The sequence below is a fragment of the Thiothrix unzii genome, from assembly GCF_017901175.1.
GTDB lineage: Bacteria > Pseudomonadota > Gammaproteobacteria > Thiotrichales > Thiotrichaceae > Thiothrix > Thiothrix unzii.
This window is the reverse complement of record NZ_CP072793.1, coordinates 2,589,982-2,608,475: the sequence shown is the minus strand read 5'-3', so window position 1 is coordinate 2,608,475 and position 18,494 is coordinate 2,589,982. Positions and strand designations below refer to the sequence as shown.

General features: G+C 49.5%; 14 protein-coding genes. All 14 read right to left on the bottom strand.

Annotation, left to right across the window (positions count from 1 at the left end; translation table 11 throughout):
* Nucleotides 1–35: 35 nt before the first annotated feature.
* Nucleotides 36–1,931, bottom strand: coding sequence for a nucleoside-diphosphate sugar epimerase/dehydratase (locus J9260_RS12935; RefSeq protein ID WP_210218151.1), 1,896 nt, complete (start codon nucleotides 1,929–1,931; stop codon nucleotides 36–38).
* A gap of 60 nt (nucleotides 1,932–1,991) precedes the next feature.
* A complete protein-coding gene (locus tag J9260_RS12930) occupies nucleotides 1,992–2,543 on the bottom strand; it encodes a sugar transferase (protein WP_210218150.1) in 552 nt (183 codons plus the stop codon).
* Between the two features lie 6 nt (nucleotides 2,544–2,549).
* Entirely contained in the window at nucleotides 2,550–3,149 is a 600-nt protein-coding gene (locus tag J9260_RS12925; protein ID WP_210218149.1) for a Uma2 family endonuclease, read from the bottom strand.
* Between the two features lie 57 nt (nucleotides 3,150–3,206).
* Nucleotides 3,207–4,181, bottom strand: a complete 975-nt coding sequence (locus J9260_RS12920) for a UDP-glucose 4-epimerase family protein (protein ID WP_210218148.1) — start codon at nucleotides 4,179–4,181, stop codon at nucleotides 3,207–3,209.
* 1 nt (nucleotide 4,182) lies between these two features.
* Entirely contained in the window at nucleotides 4,183–5,415 is a 1,233-nt protein-coding gene (locus J9260_RS12915; RefSeq protein ID WP_246499779.1) for a glycosyltransferase, read from the bottom strand.
* The gene (locus tag J9260_RS12910; protein ID WP_210218146.1) at nucleotides 5,364–6,506 is read right to left on the bottom strand and encodes a glycosyltransferase family 4 protein; all 1,143 of its coding nucleotides are present in this window, start codon (nucleotides 6,504–6,506) and stop codon (nucleotides 5,364–5,366) included. Before J9260_RS12910 ends, J9260_RS12915 begins: the two co-directional genes overlap by 52 nt.
* On the bottom strand, nucleotides 6,499–7,359 hold the full coding sequence (locus J9260_RS12905; protein WP_210218145.1) for an NAD-dependent epimerase/dehydratase family protein: 861 nt from the start codon (nucleotides 7,357–7,359) through the stop codon (nucleotides 6,499–6,501). Before J9260_RS12905 ends, J9260_RS12910 begins: the two co-directional genes overlap by 8 nt.
* A 1-nt stretch (nucleotide 7,360) precedes the next feature.
* Nucleotides 7,361–8,404 carry a GDP-mannose 4,6-dehydratase gene (gmd, locus tag J9260_RS12900; RefSeq protein ID WP_210218144.1) on the bottom strand — a complete coding sequence of 348 codons (1,044 nt, stop codon included), beginning with the start codon at nucleotides 8,402–8,404 and terminating at the stop codon, nucleotides 7,361–7,363.
* A gap of 27 nt (nucleotides 8,405–8,431) precedes the next feature.
* Nucleotides 8,432–9,811: an HlyD family type I secretion periplasmic adaptor subunit gene (locus tag J9260_RS12895; RefSeq protein ID WP_210218143.1), complete on the bottom strand. Its 1,380-nt coding sequence runs from the start codon at nucleotides 9,809–9,811 to the stop codon at nucleotides 8,432–8,434.
* A gap of 7 nt (nucleotides 9,812–9,818) precedes the next feature.
* On the bottom strand, nucleotides 9,819–11,573 hold the full coding sequence (locus J9260_RS12890) for a type I secretion system permease/ATPase (protein WP_246499436.1): 1,755 nt from the start codon (nucleotides 11,571–11,573) through the stop codon (nucleotides 9,819–9,821).
* Nucleotides 11,558–12,796, bottom strand: coding sequence for a TolC family outer membrane protein (locus J9260_RS12885; protein WP_210218142.1), 1,239 nt, complete (start codon nucleotides 12,794–12,796; stop codon nucleotides 11,558–11,560). Before J9260_RS12885 ends, J9260_RS12890 begins: the two co-directional genes overlap by 16 nt.
* Before the next feature lie 146 nt (nucleotides 12,797–12,942).
* Nucleotides 12,943–14,445, bottom strand: a complete 1,503-nt coding sequence (locus J9260_RS12880; protein ID WP_210218141.1) for a M10 family metallopeptidase C-terminal domain-containing protein — start codon at nucleotides 14,443–14,445, stop codon at nucleotides 12,943–12,945.
* An 89-nt stretch (nucleotides 14,446–14,534) separates the two neighbouring features.
* On the bottom strand, nucleotides 14,535–17,138 hold the full coding sequence (locus J9260_RS12875) for a beta strand repeat-containing protein (protein WP_210218140.1): 2,604 nt from the start codon (nucleotides 17,136–17,138) through the stop codon (nucleotides 14,535–14,537).
* 88 nt (nucleotides 17,139–17,226) lie between these two features.
* Nucleotides 17,227–18,489: a glycosyltransferase gene (locus tag J9260_RS12870; RefSeq protein WP_210218139.1), complete on the bottom strand. Its 1,263-nt coding sequence runs from the start codon at nucleotides 18,487–18,489 to the stop codon at nucleotides 17,227–17,229.
* Between the last annotated feature and the right edge of the window lie 5 nt (nucleotides 18,490–18,494).

The following is an 18,494-nucleotide window of genomic DNA, read 5'->3' as shown; positions in this document are numbered from 1 at the left end:
GATTATGCAATATTGGGGCGGGTGGGGGTAGGAGATTATGCAGCTATGGGTAGACGATGTAGAGAGTCAACCACATCACATTGTGGTTTGAATTCTTGCACCGCTTGTTGCAGAACGCTTCTGGCGGCTGCTGGATTTTGAGCAGCGATTAACATTTCAAATTGTTGGACGTAACTTTTCAGTGCATCAATCGAGATCTGATTTTCTTGGGCGCGTAAAATTCGATGATGTTGTGTAGGTAAAACATTATCGCCGATAAGCAATTCCTCATAGAGTTTTTCACCGGGGCGTAAACCCGTAACGCGGATTTCTATGTCACCCTCTGGGTGTTGCTCGTCTCGCACTTGAAGCCCGCTGAGCTTGATCATGCGTTTGGCAAGGTCGTAAATACGCACGGGTTCGCCCATATCCAGTACGAAAACATCGCCGCCTTCGCCCATTGCCCCGGCTTGAATCACCAATTGGGCAGCTTCAGGAATCGTCATAAAGTAACGGATAATTTCCGAATGGGTTAGGGTGATGGGGCCACCTTGGCGGATTTGCTCACAGAAAAGTGGCACGACTGAACCGCTGGAGCCGAGGACGTTACCGAAACGTACCATTGTAAAGCGAGTGGTTTTACTTTCCTCCGCTAACGCTTGTAACAATAATTCTGCACAACGCTTGGTTGCACCCATCGTGTTAGTGGGACGCACGGCTTTGTCGGTGGAAATCAGTACGAAGGTTTCCACGCCGCATTGTTGCGCGGCTTGGGCGGTGCGCCATGTGCCTAGGACGTTGTTACGGATGCCTTCCAGCACGTTGTGTTCGACCATCGGAACGTGTTTGTACGCAGCGGCGTGGTAAATGGTTTGCACGCCAAAGGTGCGTAATATTTGTTGCATCCGCCCGCTATCGGTGACAGAGCCGAGTAACGGAATAACGGGGCAGTGGGTTTCAGTACGTAATTCTTGGTCAATGGTGTAAAGCGCGAATTCGCTTTGCTCAAACAACAACAATTGACTGGGGGATAGTTTGGCAATTTGGCGGCACAGTTCCGAACCGATAGAGCCGCCTGCGCCTGTGACCATGACAATCTTGTCGGTGATATTCGCTTGTAGCAGTTGAGTGTTGGGTGGGATTGGGTCTCGTCCCAGTAAGTCTTCGATAGGTATGTCACGGATGTCGCCCAAGGTCAGATTGCCGTCGACTAGATCTGTGATGCTGGGAAGGGTACGAACTTGGACGGGTAGAGGCTCAAGTGTTTGCAGGATTTCTTTACGACGTGCATGGCTTGCAGAAGGGAGTGCTAGCAGGATTTGTCCTACATCGAGCGATTCGACCAAACTAGGTAATTCATCCGGTGCATGGACTTTTAAGCCCTGTATATTAGCTTTGTGTAATGTGGGATTATCATCTATCAAGGCGACAGGACGGAATTCAGTGCTACTAGATAGGGCAGTGGCAAGTTGCATTCCTGAGTTACCCGCGCCGTAAATAATAATGCGGGTGCGGTCATATTGGCGGTTGTGTAGGCGTTGAAATTGACGGCGCATCCAATAACGGCTACCACCAATCAGCAAAAATGCAGTCCCCCAGTAAATAATGTAAATGGAGCGAGGAATGCCTTCCAAACGTATTAGAGTACTGATGAGGGATAGTGCCATTGTAGATAGCGTGACACCATGCAACACCGCTATCATCGCATCACCAGTAATATAACGGATAATGGCTCTGTATAAACCCAACCGAATGAAAACGGGTACAGCAAACAGTGGTGCAAGAATGAAAAGCCACACACCATCATTGAGTGGCGGTGTCCACGTACTGTAGCGTAATGCAAATGATGCCCAGATTGCAAAAGGAATTAATAGGCAGTCAAGAGTAAGCAAAAGGAAACGTTTTTGCCAACGCGGTAGCTGGAATAGTGGTTTGGAGAGTTTGGTTAGCATCCGGGATTCATGTGCTCATGGAGAATGGAGCAACTATAGCATGGCTTTATGAGGTAGGAGCTATACCTTGATGCGATCTCCCTGACCTTTACCAGTAATGGTTTGCAGAATATAGCGAAAGTAATTACTTAGAGTGAGGGTTTGCAGCATTTGTGCATCGACTTGGGCGAGTTTTTCGGGGGTGGACATATCAATGCCCTGTACTTGGGCGAGACCTGTGATACCGGGGAGAGCAGTGAAGACATTGAGGGATTCACGGGCTACGATGAGTTCATGTTGGTTGGGTAGGCACGGGCGTGGGCCGACCAAACTCATATTGCCCCATAGGACATTCCAGAGTTGTGGTAATTCATCAAGTTTGGTGCGGCGCAAAAAACTGCCAAATGGGGTGATGGCATTGCTGCTGGCAAGGTGGGTGGCGACGGAAGCAGTGCCAACGCTCATGGTACGGAATTTCACCAGTGTGAAAGGTTGTTGGTTACGCCCGACACGGGTTTGGCGGAATAATGGCGAACGAGTATCGAACCAACCTAGGAAGGTCAGCAGCAATAATAATGGTGAGCCGAGGATTAAGCCAACGCTGGCAAAGAAAATGTCGAGCAGGCGGGTCATAATACGTTATCCGTTTTTCTTCATGGGGAATGGGACATCCAGTCCAACTTCACGTCTGACTCTGCGGTAAATATGGTGTACGGCTATTTGTAAACCAACGGATTCCAGCACTAAGGTATCTTCGGCGTAATGAGATTCTAATTGCCAATTGGTGCGGCGGCGATAAACCCGCAAATAGGGTGTTTCCTGCGAAACTACGACGTATTCCAGCAAGGAGGGAATTTGGGTGTAATTATCGAATTTTTCTTTCAGGTCAACCCGCTTGGTTGAGCCGGATAGCACTTCGATAATGAGGATGGGGTTGGTACGGTAATAGGGGTCGTCAGTATTTTCACCACAGGCCGCCATAATGTCGGGGTAATAGGAAAACGGTTTGTCGTCGCGGGTTCTGCCGACCACTTTCATGTCAGATTGCCAGACGCGGCAGGTATCTTTGAGATGAGGTTCTATGCTGGCGAAAAAAGAACCCGCAATAGTGTTATGGGTTTCACTTGCACCTGCCATTGCGTAGATTTCACCGTCAATATATTCGCTGCGAGTATCTACGTCGCGTTCGCCTTCCAGATAGTCATCGAAAGGGATGTAGGTTTGTTTTAAAGCTGGCATTGTCATAGTGTTACCTCGCCCGTGTAAAAATGATGACGTTGCCGATTGTAGCACGCTTTAACGTTGAGATTGTAGGTAGGCTTGCGCGGTTTGGCGGAGGGCTTCATCAACGCTGACTGGGGGATTCCAGCCGAGCAGGTCGCGGGTTTTACTGATGTCAACTTGCAGATTGCCGCATAGACGTTGCGCGATGGCGCGTTTGCCAAGTAGGGTTAGGGTGATTTCGAGGAGTTTTTGAGGGATGGGGAGCAAACGGGTTGGTTTGTCGAGTGCTGCACTCAGGCGTTGCAAAAGTTGGGTGGTGGAAAGGTCTTCTCCGTCACTGACAAGGAAAGTTTGATTGGCTGCGGCGGGATGGTCAATGCAGGTGATGATCAGGTCGATGAGGTTGGGTAGGGCAACGAGGCTGCGGTGGTTGTGGATGCTGCCCAAGGGAAGAGGTATGCCTTGACGTAGCCAGTGCATGAGTTGCAGGAAATTGGCTTTAACTTCGGAGCCATAGACGAGTGGAGGGCGAATAATGACGATTTCTAGGCCGGTTTGTTGGGCGATGGCGCGTAAGCCTTGTTCGGCTTCGTGTTTGGAAAGGGCGTAGGGGTCAGAAAGACCCTCACCCCCAGCCCCTCTCCCAGAGGTAGAGGGGGGAGGGAATGAATGGTGGCTGAGCGTAGTCGAAGCCGTGAAGGGTTGACCAGGTTGGGTGGTTTCGCCGTTGACTTTGATGGAGCTGAGGAATATGAAGCGGCGCACACCTGCTTGGGCTGCTTGGTTGGCTAAATTGAGGGTGGCGGCGGTATTGATGTGGCGGAATGCTGCTAATGGGTCAGCAGCAGAATCTTTCATGATGTGGACGCGAGAGGCTAGGTGAATAATGCAGTCAACGCCCTTGAGTTTATCTAACCAGTGGGTATGGGGGGTGATGTCACCAAAGGTTGTGCGGGAGATCGGATGCGGCGTATAGCCCCGACTGCTGAGTGTTGGGCAAAGTTGTGAGCCGATGAAGCCGGAAGAGCCAGTGACTAGGATGTTCACATTAACTTAGCTTGATGTATTGTTTGGTTTGGGACGTTATTCGCTCATACAGTTGGAGGGTTTTTTGTCCCATTGCTGTTAGTGAAAATTCATTTACTGCGCGTTCTCGCGCCTGTTGCCCTAGTTTTTCACGCAGAGACGGATCAGTGAGTAACTGATTTAATGCTTGAGCGAGTGCTACTATGTCGCTCGGTGGAACGGTTAAACCAGTAACGCCGTGTTGGTTCACAAAATCAACGCCGTTGTTGAGGCGGGTGCTGACAACAGGTTTGGCGCAGGCCATCGCTTCTACTTGGACGATGCCGAAAGCTTCGGCTTGGGAGACAGCAGGCAGGCAGAACACATCACAAGCTTGGTAATAAGCGGGCAGGTCTTCGTCGTTGATTAAGCCAAGGAAATGGATGCGGTCAGCGAGACCTTCTGTTTTAGCGAGCATTTTCCATGTTTCGCTCAGTGGGCCTGTGCCACCAATCAGTAATTGTGTCGATGGTTCCAGTTGGTGCAAGGCTTTGATGAGGATGTCAAAGCCTTTGTAGTACACGTGCCTTCCAAGGGCGAAGATACGTTTTCCAGGAAATTGTTGGATAATTTTGGTGGTTTTGTGGTGAGGGGTTAGAAAGTGGGTGAGATCGAAGCCATAAGGAATGACATGAATAGGTGCTTGGTTAGCAAATTGTGAAAGTATAGGGGAACTATCAATATGAGCAGGCGTTGCAACCGTAATGGCAGATGCTGTTCTTACTGCATGGCGTAGCAAGGGGCGATAAAATCGTAATAAGGTTTTTTGACGAATAACATCAGCGTGCCAACTAATAATACGTGGAATACGGGCGGGAAGTGCCAGCGATGCCAAATGTGACATGGGGTCAGGGAAGTGTAGATGAATCAGGTCAAAGTGATATTGCCTATGTAATTGACGGGCGGTACTGATCAGTGATGGGGAAATAGCAAGGCTGCCATCTAAATTCAGGCTGGGTGTGCGGATGACTGGGAATCCATGCAGGGTGAACTCTGCACGGGTAGCATCACGACTGGGGACAAGGTGAACAAATTCCACATGGCCTTGCAGGTTAGCAAAAAGATGTTCAATGTGTTTTTGCATTCCGCCCGGAATTTCATCGTAGAACCGACCAAAACAGAGGATCTTGATTGAGGAGGGCATGTCGATGTGATGCCTTAAAATTAATATAGGGAAATTGCGCGTTGGTACAGATGGTAGGTGTGTTTGGCGCACTGTTGCCAAGTCAACTCTTGTGCTCTAGCCAAGGCTTGAACCCCTAATTTTTTTTGATATGGTAAATCTTCAGCTAATTGTTGCATAGCAATACTTAGGGCATCAGCGTTTGATGGGGAGATTTTTATGCCTCCTCCAGCTACCACTTCAGGCAGCGAAGAAGCGTCACTAACAATAGGGGGAACAGCACAAGCCATAGCTTCTAACGGCGGTAGACCAAAGCCCTCGTAGACAGAAGGATAAACTAGAGTTGTGGCACCAGCAGTAATCATGGCAAGATCATGACGTGGAATATAACCTAGCAGGCGGATTTCGCCACTATTGACAAGGGAGTTCATGGCGTGCTGAAGCTTGTGGGTATGCCAGCCTTTCATACCCACAATGACTAGGGGATAGTGTTTACGGAGGCTAGATGGTAAAGCTTGGTAGGCAGTTAATGCTAATTGTAGGTTTTTACGTGGCTCAATAGTACCGACTGTGAGGAAATAGGAGTTGTGCCGCAAACCGTATTGTTGAAGCGTTGCCTTTGTTTCAGTATCTGTTTTAGGTGAAAAAGTTTCTTCTACTCCTAAAGGAATGGCTTCAATTCGGGATGGATTAATAGAGAAGGTGCGGACAACTTCTTGTTTGATAAATTCAGAATCAGTGATAATCAGGGTAGCTGTTTGTAATGAACGAGGAAAGTATGCATTTAAAGCCCTCACTCTAGCAGTTGGATGCATTTCAGGGTAATTTAGCCAAGAAAGGTCATGGATTGTAACCACTGAAGGTCCATTAAACGGCATTAACAAATAATTAGGTTCATGGTAGATGTTGAAAGTATGGTCGTTTGCATAGGTACTAAAGTTATATCTGTGCCAGAAACGGCGTAGTTCGTATGCAAAAGGTATAAATGGCTTTATTTTACTAACTAAGTTGCTCTTGGTATGGGAGGGGGATGTATATAGATTCTTACTCCAGCCTGAGCTGTAGAAAAAATCCAGATCGACTTCGCCGAGCTTCATAAGTTCAAGTGCTAGGTTGCGGGTGTATTGCCCAATGCCCGTTAGGGGCGATAATAATGAGGTTGCATTGAGGGCGAGCTTAATCATTTTTCACACTTTCCAACATCCATAGCAATGTCTCCTGCAAGGCGGGGTATACTAGTTTTCCTATGCACGCTTCCAGTTTGCTGGGGGAACCGTACAGATACGGGATTTCGTTTTGGCGTATGAAAGCAGGATTTACCTCAATGGTTGGCTTATGTCCGGTTAAGTTACTCAAAATATCGAAGACGGCTTGGAGATTGACGGCTTTTCCTGAACAGATGTTATAGGCTTGTCCTAATCTGCCAAATTCCAGTAGTTTGATGTAAGCTGAGCAAACAGTTCGCACATCGTTGAACTCCCTTTCTACGTGTAAATTGCCTAGGGCAATCGTGGGGGTGCGCTGGGCAAAATGCCACGTCAGTTTTGGGATGACAAACCGTTTGTCGTGCCCCACTCCTGTATAATTAAACGGGCGGGCAATAACAATAGGCAACTTACTGGCAAACGTGAGTGCCATGTGTTCCATCGCCAATTTACTGGTGGCGTAATGATTTACTGGCGCGGGGCAACTGGCTTCACTGATGGGGGAGGTTGCGCCGCTACCGTAAATATTAGCACTGCTAGTGAGTAAAACCTTATTCAATGTGTAAGGTAAAGCAGCCAATGCTTTAAGCAAGTTGATTGTGCCAAACAGATTAACGCGGTAAATTTCCATTTCATCCGCATGGGTTATCGCACTGATACCCGCCAAGTGGATAACGTGGCTTGGCATAATATTGGTGACTTCCGCTGCGACGGCTTCCGCGTCTATTAAGTTAGCTGTCAAGGCGTATGGGTTGTAGCCAAGTGCCGCAGCGGCGGGGATCAAATGCCGACCAGTGAAACCATTTGCACCTGTCACCAACAATGTTTTCATGTCAGAAAGAGCATCCCTGTTGGACACGGCGCAAATCAGCATCTACCATCATCTTGCAAAGCTCCTCTAAGGTTGTTTGTGGTTCCCAACCTAGTTTTTCTCTGGCATGTGTAGGATTGCCAATTAACAATTCCACTTCAGCAGGGCGGTAGAATTGAGGGTTAACCCGAATAACTGTGTTGCCAGTAGCAGAATCAATACCAACTTCGTTCTCATTGCTGCCCTGCCACTCAATTTGTCGTCCGACGGCTTTGAAGGCCATGTTGACGAAATCACGTACACTCTCTGTGCGGTTAGTTGCCAATACGTAAGTATCGGGTTCTTTGGCTTGCAGAATGCGCCACATGCCTTCCACATAATCCTTGGCGTATCCCCAGTCACGCTTGGCATCCAAGTTGCCGAGTTCCAGCATGTCCTGTTTGCCTAAATGGATGCGGGCTACTGCGTCAGTGATTTTACGGGTCACAAATTCTAAGCCGCGCAAAGGGGATTCGTGGTTAAATAAAATGCCACTAGTGGCAAAAATATCGTAACTTTCACGGTAATTAATAGTTATCCAGTGGGCATAAAGCTTGGCGACACCGTAAGGGCTGCGCGGATAAAAAGGTGTGTTTTCGTTTTGGGGGATTGTCTGAACCTTGCCGAATAGTTCCGAAGTGCTGGCTTGATAGAAACGGATGCTGGAATCGACGATACGGATTGCCTCCAGCAAGTTTAAGGGACCCAACCCTGTAATTTGAGCCGTTGTCATCGGTTGGTCGAAGGATACGGCTACAAAACTTTGTGCTGCGAGGTTATATACTTCTGTTGCTTTGGTTTTTTGTAGCAAACGGATATTTGCACCTAAATCAGTCAGATCATACTCTACTAAGTGAAGGTTAGGGTTAGATCTGATGCCCAGTTCGTCTATCCGCCAAAAATTAGTGGAAGCGGCTCGCCGATAAGTGCCATAGACAGTGTACCCTTTGCCGAGTAGCAAATCTGCTAAATAGGCACCGTCTTGACCCGTAATGCCAGTGATAATTGCAGTTCTAGATATGTGCATGAATTCTGTTCTTGTCAAAAAGGTAAATTAACGTTCACGTAGAGCCATGAATACACTTTCCATAAGTGGGCGGAGTAAATATTCGAGCATACTACGTTCTCCCGTTTTAATGACTACATCAACGGGCATACCAGGGTTGACGCGTTCATATTTGAGTTTAAGCATTTCCGCTGGAGGAACTGAAATGCGTGCTGCGTAGTAAGGTTGTCCAGTATTTTTATCTATTAAAATATCAGCAGATACCCCGGTGGTGATGCCTTCAACTACCGGATTAACTCTATCTAGTGCTACAAAACGCACTAGAGCAGGTTGCCCCTTTGTGACCTGCTCAATTAAGTGAGGCATGATGTGCGCTTCAATAATTAGCGGATCACTTTGTGGCACAAGTTCAAGAATCGGGTCACCAGGGCGGATAACGCCACCATTGGTATGAAAATTCAAACCGACCACAATGCCATCTGTCATTGCTCGAATTTCGGTGCGAGCCAATTCATCATTCAGTGCCGCAAATTTCTCGCTCAAGTTAGCAGTATCGCGTTGAGCTTCTGCCAAGTGGGTTTCGACTTCTTTATGAAACTCTTGGGTAAGCTGGAGCTTTTTCAGTTTAGTTTCATTCAACGCTGAGTGGACACGCCCAATGTCCGCCACGTTACCACTATGTTGTGAGGAAACCTCAGCGGCAGCACGTTCTAATTCAAATATCCGGTTACGTGGTACATAACCCTTTTTATATAATGGGCGCAGGGCTGCTAACTCTTCATTCAGTAGCTTGGCCTGTTCTGTTTTGCTACGTTTTTGAGACAATAACCCTTCCAGTTGTTGCTGCAAACCATCGACAGTCGTATCCAAAATAGATAATTGCCCATCCAGAGCCTGTCGGCGGGTTTTGAACAACGCCGATTGTGTTTCAATGGCTTCCTTAACAATGGGTGTGGTTTTTTCTTGCAGAATGGGGCTGGTCTCGAAATCAGGGCTAGGTTTTCCTAATCGTTCAGCTAATAATCGCAATTCGAGAGCCTTGGCACTGACCAGTTGGGAATGAGTGATTTGCTGCTGTGCTTCAATTTGGATACGCTCCAACCTTATCAAAACATCCCCGGATTTTACTGCATCACCATCCTTAACTAAGATATCTTGGATAATGCCACCGTTAAGGTGTTGGATAGTTTTACGTTTGCTTTCTACTCCTACAGTGCCGGAAGCGGTGACACCCGCATCCAAAGGAGCTAACACAGCCCACAATAAAAAACCAACAAACCCCACCAAAATGAAAAGTACTCCTAAGCGCATGAATGGCTGAGGATTGGAGTCCGGTGCATTATCTTCGGTTTGAGGATCAGTAACTGGCTTGATGAGGGGTTTTGGAGTCATAAAACCACCTTTTTTGACAGGGGTTGGGTTGCCCATGATATTTTCATCCCGCGACAATGGGGTTAGTGCCTGCCACTGATGTAGGTTGGGCAGGGGGTTTGGGTTGTAGTGCTGCTAAAACTTGGTCGCGAGGGCCAAAGGCAGCTACAGTTCCTTCCTTCAGTAGCAACAACGCATCAGCTGCGCCCAATATACTAGGGCGATGAGTAATCAATACCACGGTTGCACTTTGTTGTTTCAAACTCAGGATGGCTTGCAACAAAGCACGTTCTCCAACATCATCTAAGTTGGAATTAGGTTCGTCCAGTACTAACAGGGCAGGGTCGCCATAAACGGCACGAGCTAACGCCACGCGTTGACGTTGCCCACCAGAGAGCATTTGTCCGCCAGTGCCAATGGGCGTGTCATATCCGTTGGGTAGGAGCAGAATCATATCATGCACTCCAGCAAGTTCAGCGGCTTTCAGGAGTTTAGCATTATCTACCTCACCAAAACGGGAAATGTTTTCCGCGATCGTGCCATCAAATAGCTCAATGTCCTGCGGCAAGTAACCAATATGCGGTCCGAGTTCGGACTTGTCCCAATCATGGATGTCAGCCCCATCAATACGCACTTTACCCATTTGCGCGGGCCATACGCCCACCAGTAATCTAGCTAAAGTGGATTTTCCTGAGCCGCTAGGGCCAATCACGCCCAAAACCGTTCCAGCAGGTAAGGTAAACTGGATGCCCCGAAGGACAGCAGCAGCAGCACCAGGAGGCGTGGCCACCAGTCCATCCACCTGCAACAGGCCACGCGGGCGAGGCAAACTGGTGCGAGGAGGATGTTCGGGGTTGCGCTCCAGCAATTCTTCTAACCGTCGATAAGCCCCTTGCGCACTAATCCAAGCTTTCCATGTCGCAATCAATTGTTCAATAGGGGCTAATGCTCTTCCCATTAAGACTGATCCGGCAATAATCATTCCGGGGGTGATTTCGTTCTCAATCACCAACAGGGCAGCCAACCCAAGGATAAGGGATTGCAACGAGATCCGCACAAATTTTGTGGTGGCGGTAATTATCCCTGCTTTTTCACTAGCTTCGGTTTGCAATCGCAGCACTTTGCGGTTGAGTACTGTCCAGCGTTTGCGCACGCCTGCTAACATGCCCATCGCTTCAATCACTTCAGCATTACGCAAACTGCCGTGGGCTTGGCTACCTGCTTGCATAGCTAAATTGTTGGCTTCTGCCAAGCGTTTATGAGTGGCTGATTCATTCGCTAATGCCAATCCAAGTAGAATAAGCACCCCTACTACTACCATAACTCCCATCTGCCAGTGGAACAAAAACACCACTAAAATATAGAGGGGAGCCCAGGGGGCATCAAAGAAGGCAAAAACACCCTGTCCAGTCACAAACTGACGGATATTATTGAGGTCAGACAAGGGTTGCTGTGGATTGCCCCTACTATTACGTAGTTGCTCTACGAAGCTGGCAGCGAATACATGAGGGGAAAATTCTTGATCCAACTGATTGCTCAAACGCACTAATGCCATGCTACGCACCCACTCTAGTGCGGCCATCAGCATAAATAGCCCCATAGTGATAATGGTTAACATCAGCAATGTGGATATGTTCATGCTGACGAGAACCCGGTCGTAGACTTGCAGCATGTAAATGGTCGGCACCAGCATGAGCAAGTTGATGACAGCACTGAATGCTCCGACACTCAGGAAGACTTTGCGATGCGCCTGTAATGCCCGATACAGCACAGAAGTCTCCGATTTGCGATTCATGGACATATTTATTTGTTTAGCCATTTGTCCACCAATACAAGGTCGGCACGTTCCAGCGTACCACAAGATGCTTCAAGTTTGAGGCGGTGAAGAATGTAGTTGTGACGTGCCTGTAGTAGGTCGCGTCGGGCTGAAAAAACTTGCTGATGGGCATTAAGTACATCCAAACTGGTACGGAGGCCAGCCTTAAAACCGCCTTGGGCGGCATCCAGAGCAACTTCACCTGAATGCACGGCTTGCTCTAAGGCATGGGTGCGAGCAATGCTATCGTTCATGCCGTGAAAGGCTTCGATGACGTGGATGTCGCTGTCTAGAGCTGCACCCCGCAGTAATGCATTGGCTTGGTCGCGTCGAGCCAATGTTTCACGGGTGACGGAGTTGACTCTTCCCCCTTCAAAAATCGGCACAGACAACTGTACACCGACAGAGCTAGGATTGTCCCTTAAGTAGCCTAAATCGGTATTGTCCTGCCATTGCCCACTGCCAACCAGCTTTAAGACGGGTAAATGTTGGCTGCGGGCGCGCTTAACCTCGTATTGGGCAACCTCCTTATTTCTGCCAGCCGCGAGGATTTCCAATGAGCTATTGCGGGCTTTGTCCAACCAATGTTGTAACTGATTGGGTTGTGGTGCGGGCATTGGAGCCTGCTCTGCTAACATTGCTACCTCTTTCAGGGATTGTCCCGTCAGTTTATACATAGCCTGTTGGCGGATATGCAACGTATCCAGTGCTTCCATTTCTTCGGCAGTGGCTAAGGCATGGCGTGCCCGTGCCTCATGGACATCGGTGATAGTGGCCTGCCCCGCATCATACATTTGCTGGGCTTGCTGTTGTTGTTCGGCAAATGCGAGCGTTTTGGCTTGTGCTAGGCCGAGAGATGCCGTAGCGAATGAAAGTTCAGCGTAAGCTTGTGCGGTACGCAAAGCCAAATCTTGCTTAGCAATAGCCTGTTCAAGATCCACTTGTACAACCCTAGCGGCTGCTTGCTTGAGAGCCAGGAAGGCTTTGCGATCATAAATAATTTGTGTCAGTGACAATGTGGTGTTTTTATTGTTGTATTCTTTAAGGCTGTCACCAGCCGTAGTTTCTAATTCCCTGCGGGTACGGTTAAGCCCGATTGTGCCACCCAGTTGGGGTAACAAAACAGACCGAGCTTGAGGTAAAGCCTCTACACCGGCTCTATGAGCAGCTTCAGCAGCAGCAAATTCTGGGTCATTGCGCAAGGCAAGATCATAGACTGTGGACAACGAAGGAGCCGCTAAAACCCCTGCACTGGCACAGAGTAGAGTAGTACTCAACCACAGACGTGAAAAAATAAGCATAAAAAAACGAAACTCCGCCAAAACTGTTGGCTATCCTACAAGTGGCGGGAGTATATACGAGATGGTCTCCTTTAGGCAATCAAGCCATCATCGTTGACAATAGTCCGTACAGCGGTCAGCGTTATCGCATCACCAAAGCCCCCCCCCACGGGGTTACTGATGTCGAGGTAAAAGGTTTCTTCCGCTTCCGCCACATTGTCGCCAATAATTTCCACGCCGATGATGGTGTAGGTGCTGCCTGCGGCGATGGTGGCTGTCCCACTCGTGGCAACGTAGTCGTTACCAGCGGTGGCAGTGCCATTGCGGGTTTGGTAAGTGACACTGGCATCAGAGGTTAATGCCGCGCCGAGTGTCAGTAAAAACCAATTGATGTGGTTGCCGCTGCCCTCGGTCGGGTTTTTTTCAACCTCACCTGCATGGGTGGGGACGCGCCCTATGCCAAGGCTGGTATCGCTGAACTGGAGGCTTTCAATATTTTTCAGCGTGTCTGTCCCGCCGCCTTGGTTATTGACCTGAAGCTGACCGGTGCTATTGCCACTGACAGTGTACGCGCTGCGGTTGCCACTAAACACCACGCTGTCAATGCCTGTGCCGCCATCCAATAGATTGTTCAGGGCATTGCCCATGAAGGTGTCGTTGCCATTTCCGCCAATGGCGTTTTCGATTTCAGTGCCAAACGCAATCGCCACATTGTTGCTGGCAGCACTCAATGCACCTTGGTAACTGGTTTGTTTTACCCCCAAAGAGCTAAACTGCCCTGCATTGAGGTTAATGGTTTGTCCCAAGGTTTGGTTGGAAAGGTCGAGAGTGTCTGTGCCGCCCGCATCCCAGAGGGTTTTCAGTTCACCACTGGTATTGCTGACGGTGTAAGTGTCATCGCCAGTACGGGTACTGGTGTTTGCTCCGTATAAATATTGAATGGCCAACAGATCATAAAGCATCGGAGTGCTGGGGCTGACGGTATCAGTATATATTCTTCCTCCGACTGAGGTATAAACATAACCCGCTCCCGTGTAATTGGTGTAAGACATCAGGCTGTACTGGTCGCTGTCTTCCATGCCCGGTAGTCTGGTATTGCTATAATCGCTGTCCTCGAAGGGGTGCTTGAGACCAAGGGCGTGACCTAGTTCATGGATCAGCACTGTAAATCCCCAACTACCGGGGGAGTAGTCTGTGTAAGCAGGATTCAGCCACACATCGCCTGCTTCTATCAGGAAGCCGTAGTCAGACGGCACATACGCCCAAGCACCCGCTTTTTCGATGGCAACCACGGGGCTGAAGGCAACCCGTATGTCGCCCACGTAGCGACCGCTTTCTGTTAGTGGGATAAAGGTAATCCGGGCTACTTCCGACCATTGTGCCAGTGCCAAGCGAAAGGCATTGCTTTGGATATTGTTGAGTGGTGTCCAGCCATAACGGGGTTCATTGTAATAACCGTAACCCGTCTCCCAATAAGCCCCCGTGGTTGGGATACTGTAAGATAAGGCAACCGGACTCCCCGTACTGGTTGACCACTGGGTTCCACCCAACAGGGCATCGATACGGTAATCGTTGGACAGGGTTGTTAGGCTCATACGGGATTACTGTTTCTGGGGTTGGATCCTGTCGAACTTTACACCAGAATCCCCCTTCATAGGAAGGGGGGCTTTGATAGGAAGAGGGGTTAAGCCGCAATTAAGGCAAAATTGACCGTACTGAAGCTTGCATAATCACTTGCAGACATGCCAACAGAGCCGATCAGCGTTACCACATCACCGGATTCAATAGCGGTGTTAGTGCCAGCTGCTGCATCAACGACCATTAATAACATCCGCGAGCTGGTGGTATCGTACATGGACACAAAGGCTTCCGTATTTACGCCCAAACCGGTGATTGTGGCGGAGCCAATGGCAGCATCAAAGGCTGCTTGGGTAGTTAAGCCCGTGGTGGCAATCCCCGTGGTCAGCTTAACAAGATCAAGCCCTGTGGTCATGGCACTGGCAACTGCATTTTGAGCAACATTTTGGATGATACTGGAGCCTGCCGCAACGGTGGAAATCCCAGTATGGAAGCCAGTTCCCGCTCCGCTGTAGTTAGTGTGGGTAGCACTAAGAGACAGGATATCCGTGGTGCTTGCCGAAGCACCAACCGTGAAGTCGCCAATGTATACGGCTTGGCTCAGTGCGGTCGTCAATGTTGCTGATGCCGCATCACCTCGTAGAATGAAAGTATCAAAACCAGAGCCGCCTGTCAGTACGTCACCAGCGGTTGCTGCCGTGCCATTAATAGCATTGGCGATGGTGTCGTTACCCGAACCACCATCAATAATGTCCCCTGTCGTTGAGCCATTCAGTATGTCAGCGTTAACTGTGCCTGTAATGGTGGTGGCACTTGTTCCGGTGCCACCTGCTAATGTCAGTGTGGCAGTGCCGCTCATGCCAGAGGCATTAATCACATCTGAGCGTACCGCGCCTGCAAAAGTAATGTTCTGACTTCCAGTGAGGGTTAGGCTTTGGGTGGTCGCTGTATCAGTGAGGGTAAATTCTGCCCCAAAGTTGTTTGTCCCACCTTGAGAAAGTAGGTTTACTGTTTCAGCACCATTGATTATTACGCCCACGGCTCCAAAGGTATTGCCTGTATTTGTACTGCCAATGTTCATATTCAGGATGTCATTGGTTGCACTACCTGCAATATTGACTGTTAGGCTGGTGTTGCCAGTATAGTGCTGAATATCGAGGCTATTAGTTCCCGCCGCATAGTTTACGATACCACCGCCCGCCATGTTGGCACCAAATTGTAATCCGGTGGCATTAAAATTATTGACGGCAACTGTACCGCTTAAGCCATCACTCAAGCCAATAACTTCAATACTGCTCACGTTGCTTTGAGTCGTTGTAGCGGCTGTTGCTTCGGTATTAGTCAGCATCAGCCGGTCATTGCCTATTCCACCGTTGATGGTATCAGCACTGGTGTATGTGCCATTCATATTGATGACATCATCGGCACTGCCGCCAGTGATTGCCATATTCTGAGTGTTTGCCGCCGCAACCGTCAGCATCAATCTCCCCGTCATGCCGGACGCATTGGCGTTGGTGATGCTAGTATCAAGGAGTGGTAAGGTCAGGTTCTGGCTGCCGGAGAAATTAACCGTGGTCAGCGATGTACCATTGCCATCGGTCAGTCCTGTCAGTACGTTCGCTAAAGAGCCATTGCTTTGAATATTAAGGGTTTCGTAACCACTTGCAGCACTACTGGTTTGCAGGGTCACAGTACCGGCAGTAACGTTACTCAACGCGAGGGTGGCAGCATCAGCAGCACCAGCCAGCTTGCTGTTAATCACTGTTGCCGTAAAGTTACCCGTGCTGTTGGTTATAGCAAAATTGCTGGGTGCAGATTGGATATTCTGGATTGTCAGGTTGTTCGCGCCGGAATTTGACGACTTGATCGTGGTTAAGCTTCCATCAGCGGTGTTAAGGTCAACAGTTACCATTCCCTGTGCTTCAACGTCAAGGATTTCAACGTTTGACAGGCTGCCGACAGTCACACCCCCTGTCACCAGTTGCGCTACCAAGGTATCGGTTCCTGTACCGCCGTTAATACTGTCGCTGTTGTTCCATGTTTGCAGCCGCCCCGCTACAGTGGTCATCAATGTAGCATCAATCGTGTCGTTGCCTACCCCGGCAGTTATATTGTCAATGTTTTCTGTGAGCCTGAATGTTTGACCGATACTCACGGCATTCACCGCATTGCTTACAGCAGTATTAACAGCCGTTGCGGTTGTCGCAGTGGCAAAGCTGGCAGCATCGTCTGTGATGGTTGCCAACCAACTGCGAGCCGAGGCCGCTGCCGCAGTGCCAGCATAGCCAAGGGTTTCGGCGGTCGTATCAATAGCTGCGGTGAATGCTTTAGATGCAGCTAATTTGTTGGCAATGGCGGTAGCATCGGTACCTTGCGCACTGTAAGTCAATTGCAGGGCGATGCTGGCAAAGGTTTCAGTCCCTGCTTGCAGTTTGCTTGCCCAAGCGTTCAGCCCCGCGAGCTCAGCGTTTCGCCCAAATAAATTCAGGTACAGGTTGTTGACAATTTGCGTGTAGCTTTGTCCGGCGTATAGTGCAGCATATTCTGCTGAACCACTGAAACCTGCTGCAATAGCAGCCAGTTGTGTTTGGGTTGCGACGGTAGTACTGGATAGTTTGCTTTCCCAATACTGGAGACCCAGAGGGTCAGCCGGGCGGTTAAAGTAAGCCACATACAGTCGCTGTACGCTATCGGTATTGATTGTTGCCATGATAGAAAGCCCCATTCTATTGTTTTAAACATGATATTGGTGTGTCTCAAGCTTACTATAGAATGAACTTATTGACCTGTATGACTGCTTAATGACTGGCGGTCATGTGGGCTAGGTTTTCAACCCATGCCAGTTGTTGGGGAAGGCAAACGCGCTGGAGGTCGTAGTGGGCTTTGGCAAAAGCCCGTGCGTTTTTCCCCAAAGCAGCCCGTTTTTGTGGGTCGGCAAGCAAGCCACACACGCTTTCGGCAAGTTCCGTCGAGTTAAAAAAGTCAACTAGCAAGCCCGTTTTATTATGTTGGATAGCCTCATGCAGGGGGGGGGTATCACTGGCGACAACTGCGCAACCCGCGCTCATAGCTTCCAAGAGGCTCCAGCTTAGCACAAAGGGGTAAGTTAGGTACACATGCACGGTTGAAATTTGTAGCAGGGGGATAAAGTGCTGGTAAGGGATGTGGCCGAGGAAGCGTACCCGTTGCCAATCTTGATCGCTAATTTGCGGGCGCACTTCGTTGATGAAAAGGTTTTTCCAAGTTTCCTCGCCTGTGGGTTTACTGCCGTAGCTGACAGCATCCCCACCGACAATCAGGATGGTGGCGCGGGGGCGGCGGCGCAGGATTTCTGGCAATGCCCGCATAAAACGATGGTAGCCCCGGCTCGGCTCTAGGTTGCGGTTGACGAAAGTGATCACTTCGTCATGGCGGGTCAGCTTGAGGCTTGTGCCGCTGCCGTTTTGCAGGGTCAGGCTGACTTGGGGGTTGGGGGCGACGGTGTTGGTGTCTATACCGTCATGCACGACGGTGATTTTGCTGCGGAAGGGTTCAGGGAAGGTGCTGGCTTGCCAGTGGGTGGGGGAAATGCCGCTATCAGCAACGGCAAAATGCAACAGGTTGTTGAGGTTTTTTAAGTGCAGCCGACAACCATCCCCTGTGGGGTCGGTGCTGGGAAATTCCGGGTCAAAGCCCGTGTCAGTGCCTTGTGGCAGGTAATAAAACTCACAATAAATGCCGAGTTTGGCAGCGGGCCACACCTCTTTGAGGAATAGGCTTTCCCCCCAGCCGTGGTGCGCAACAATGACAGTGGGGGAGAACCCGCTGGCTTTGAGTTGCAACGCAGCGCGGAAGCAGGCTTCGGCACGGATGGTTTTGGTCTCGAAATCGCTGATCCACGGGTGCACCCCCGGTGTGGAGCCACGGCTGGCGGTGTAAGGCACGATCCGCACCCCTTGCCAAATCTCGGTTTGGGTAGGTTGCAGGGTCATCGCCACAACGTTATGCCCTTGCCGTGCTAGGGCGGGTGCTAGGGCTTTGAATTGGCCGGGAAAGTTTTGGTGGATAAACAGGATGTTCATTGTCA

What these genes read in the sequence shown, in the direction of transcription:
- J9260_RS12935 (WP_210218151.1), bottom strand. Translation starts at nt 1,931, where the DNA reads ATGCTAACCAAACTCTCCAAACCACTATTCCAGCTACCGCGTTGGCAA.
- J9260_RS12930 (WP_210218150.1), bottom strand. Translation starts at nt 2,543, where the DNA reads ATGACCCGCCTGCTCGACATTTTCTTTGCCAGCGTTGGCTTAATCCTC.
- J9260_RS12925 (WP_210218149.1), bottom strand. Translation starts at nt 3,149, where the DNA reads ATGCCAGCTTTAAAACAAACCTACATCCCTTTCGATGACTATCTGGAA.
- J9260_RS12910 (WP_210218146.1), bottom strand. Translation starts at nt 6,506, where the DNA reads ATGATTAAGCTCGCCCTCAATGCAACCTCATTATTATCGCCCCTAACG.
- J9260_RS12905 (WP_210218145.1), bottom strand. Translation starts at nt 7,359, where the DNA reads ATGAAAACATTGTTGGTGACAGGTGCAAATGGTTTCACTGGTCGGCAT.
- gmd (WP_210218144.1), bottom strand. Translation starts at nt 8,404, where the DNA reads ATGCACATATCTAGAACTGCAATTATCACTGGCATTACGGGTCAAGAC.
- J9260_RS12895 (WP_210218143.1), bottom strand. Translation starts at nt 9,811, where the DNA reads ATGGGCAACCCAACCCCTGTCAAAAAAGGTGGTTTTATGACTCCAAAA.
- J9260_RS12890 (WP_246499436.1), bottom strand. Translation starts at nt 11,573, where the DNA reads ATGGCTAAACAAATAAATATGTCCATGAATCGCAAATCGGAGACTTCT.
- J9260_RS12880 (WP_210218141.1), bottom strand. Translation starts at nt 14,445, where the DNA reads ATGAGCCTAACAACCCTGTCCAACGATTACCGTATCGATGCCCTGTTG.
- J9260_RS12875 (WP_210218140.1), bottom strand. Translation starts at nt 17,138, where the DNA reads ATGGCAACAATCAATACCGATAGCGTACAGCGACTGTATGTGGCTTAC.
- J9260_RS12870 (WP_210218139.1), bottom strand. Translation starts at nt 18,489, where the DNA reads ATGAACATCCTGTTTATCCACCAAAACTTTCCCGGCCAATTCAAAGCC.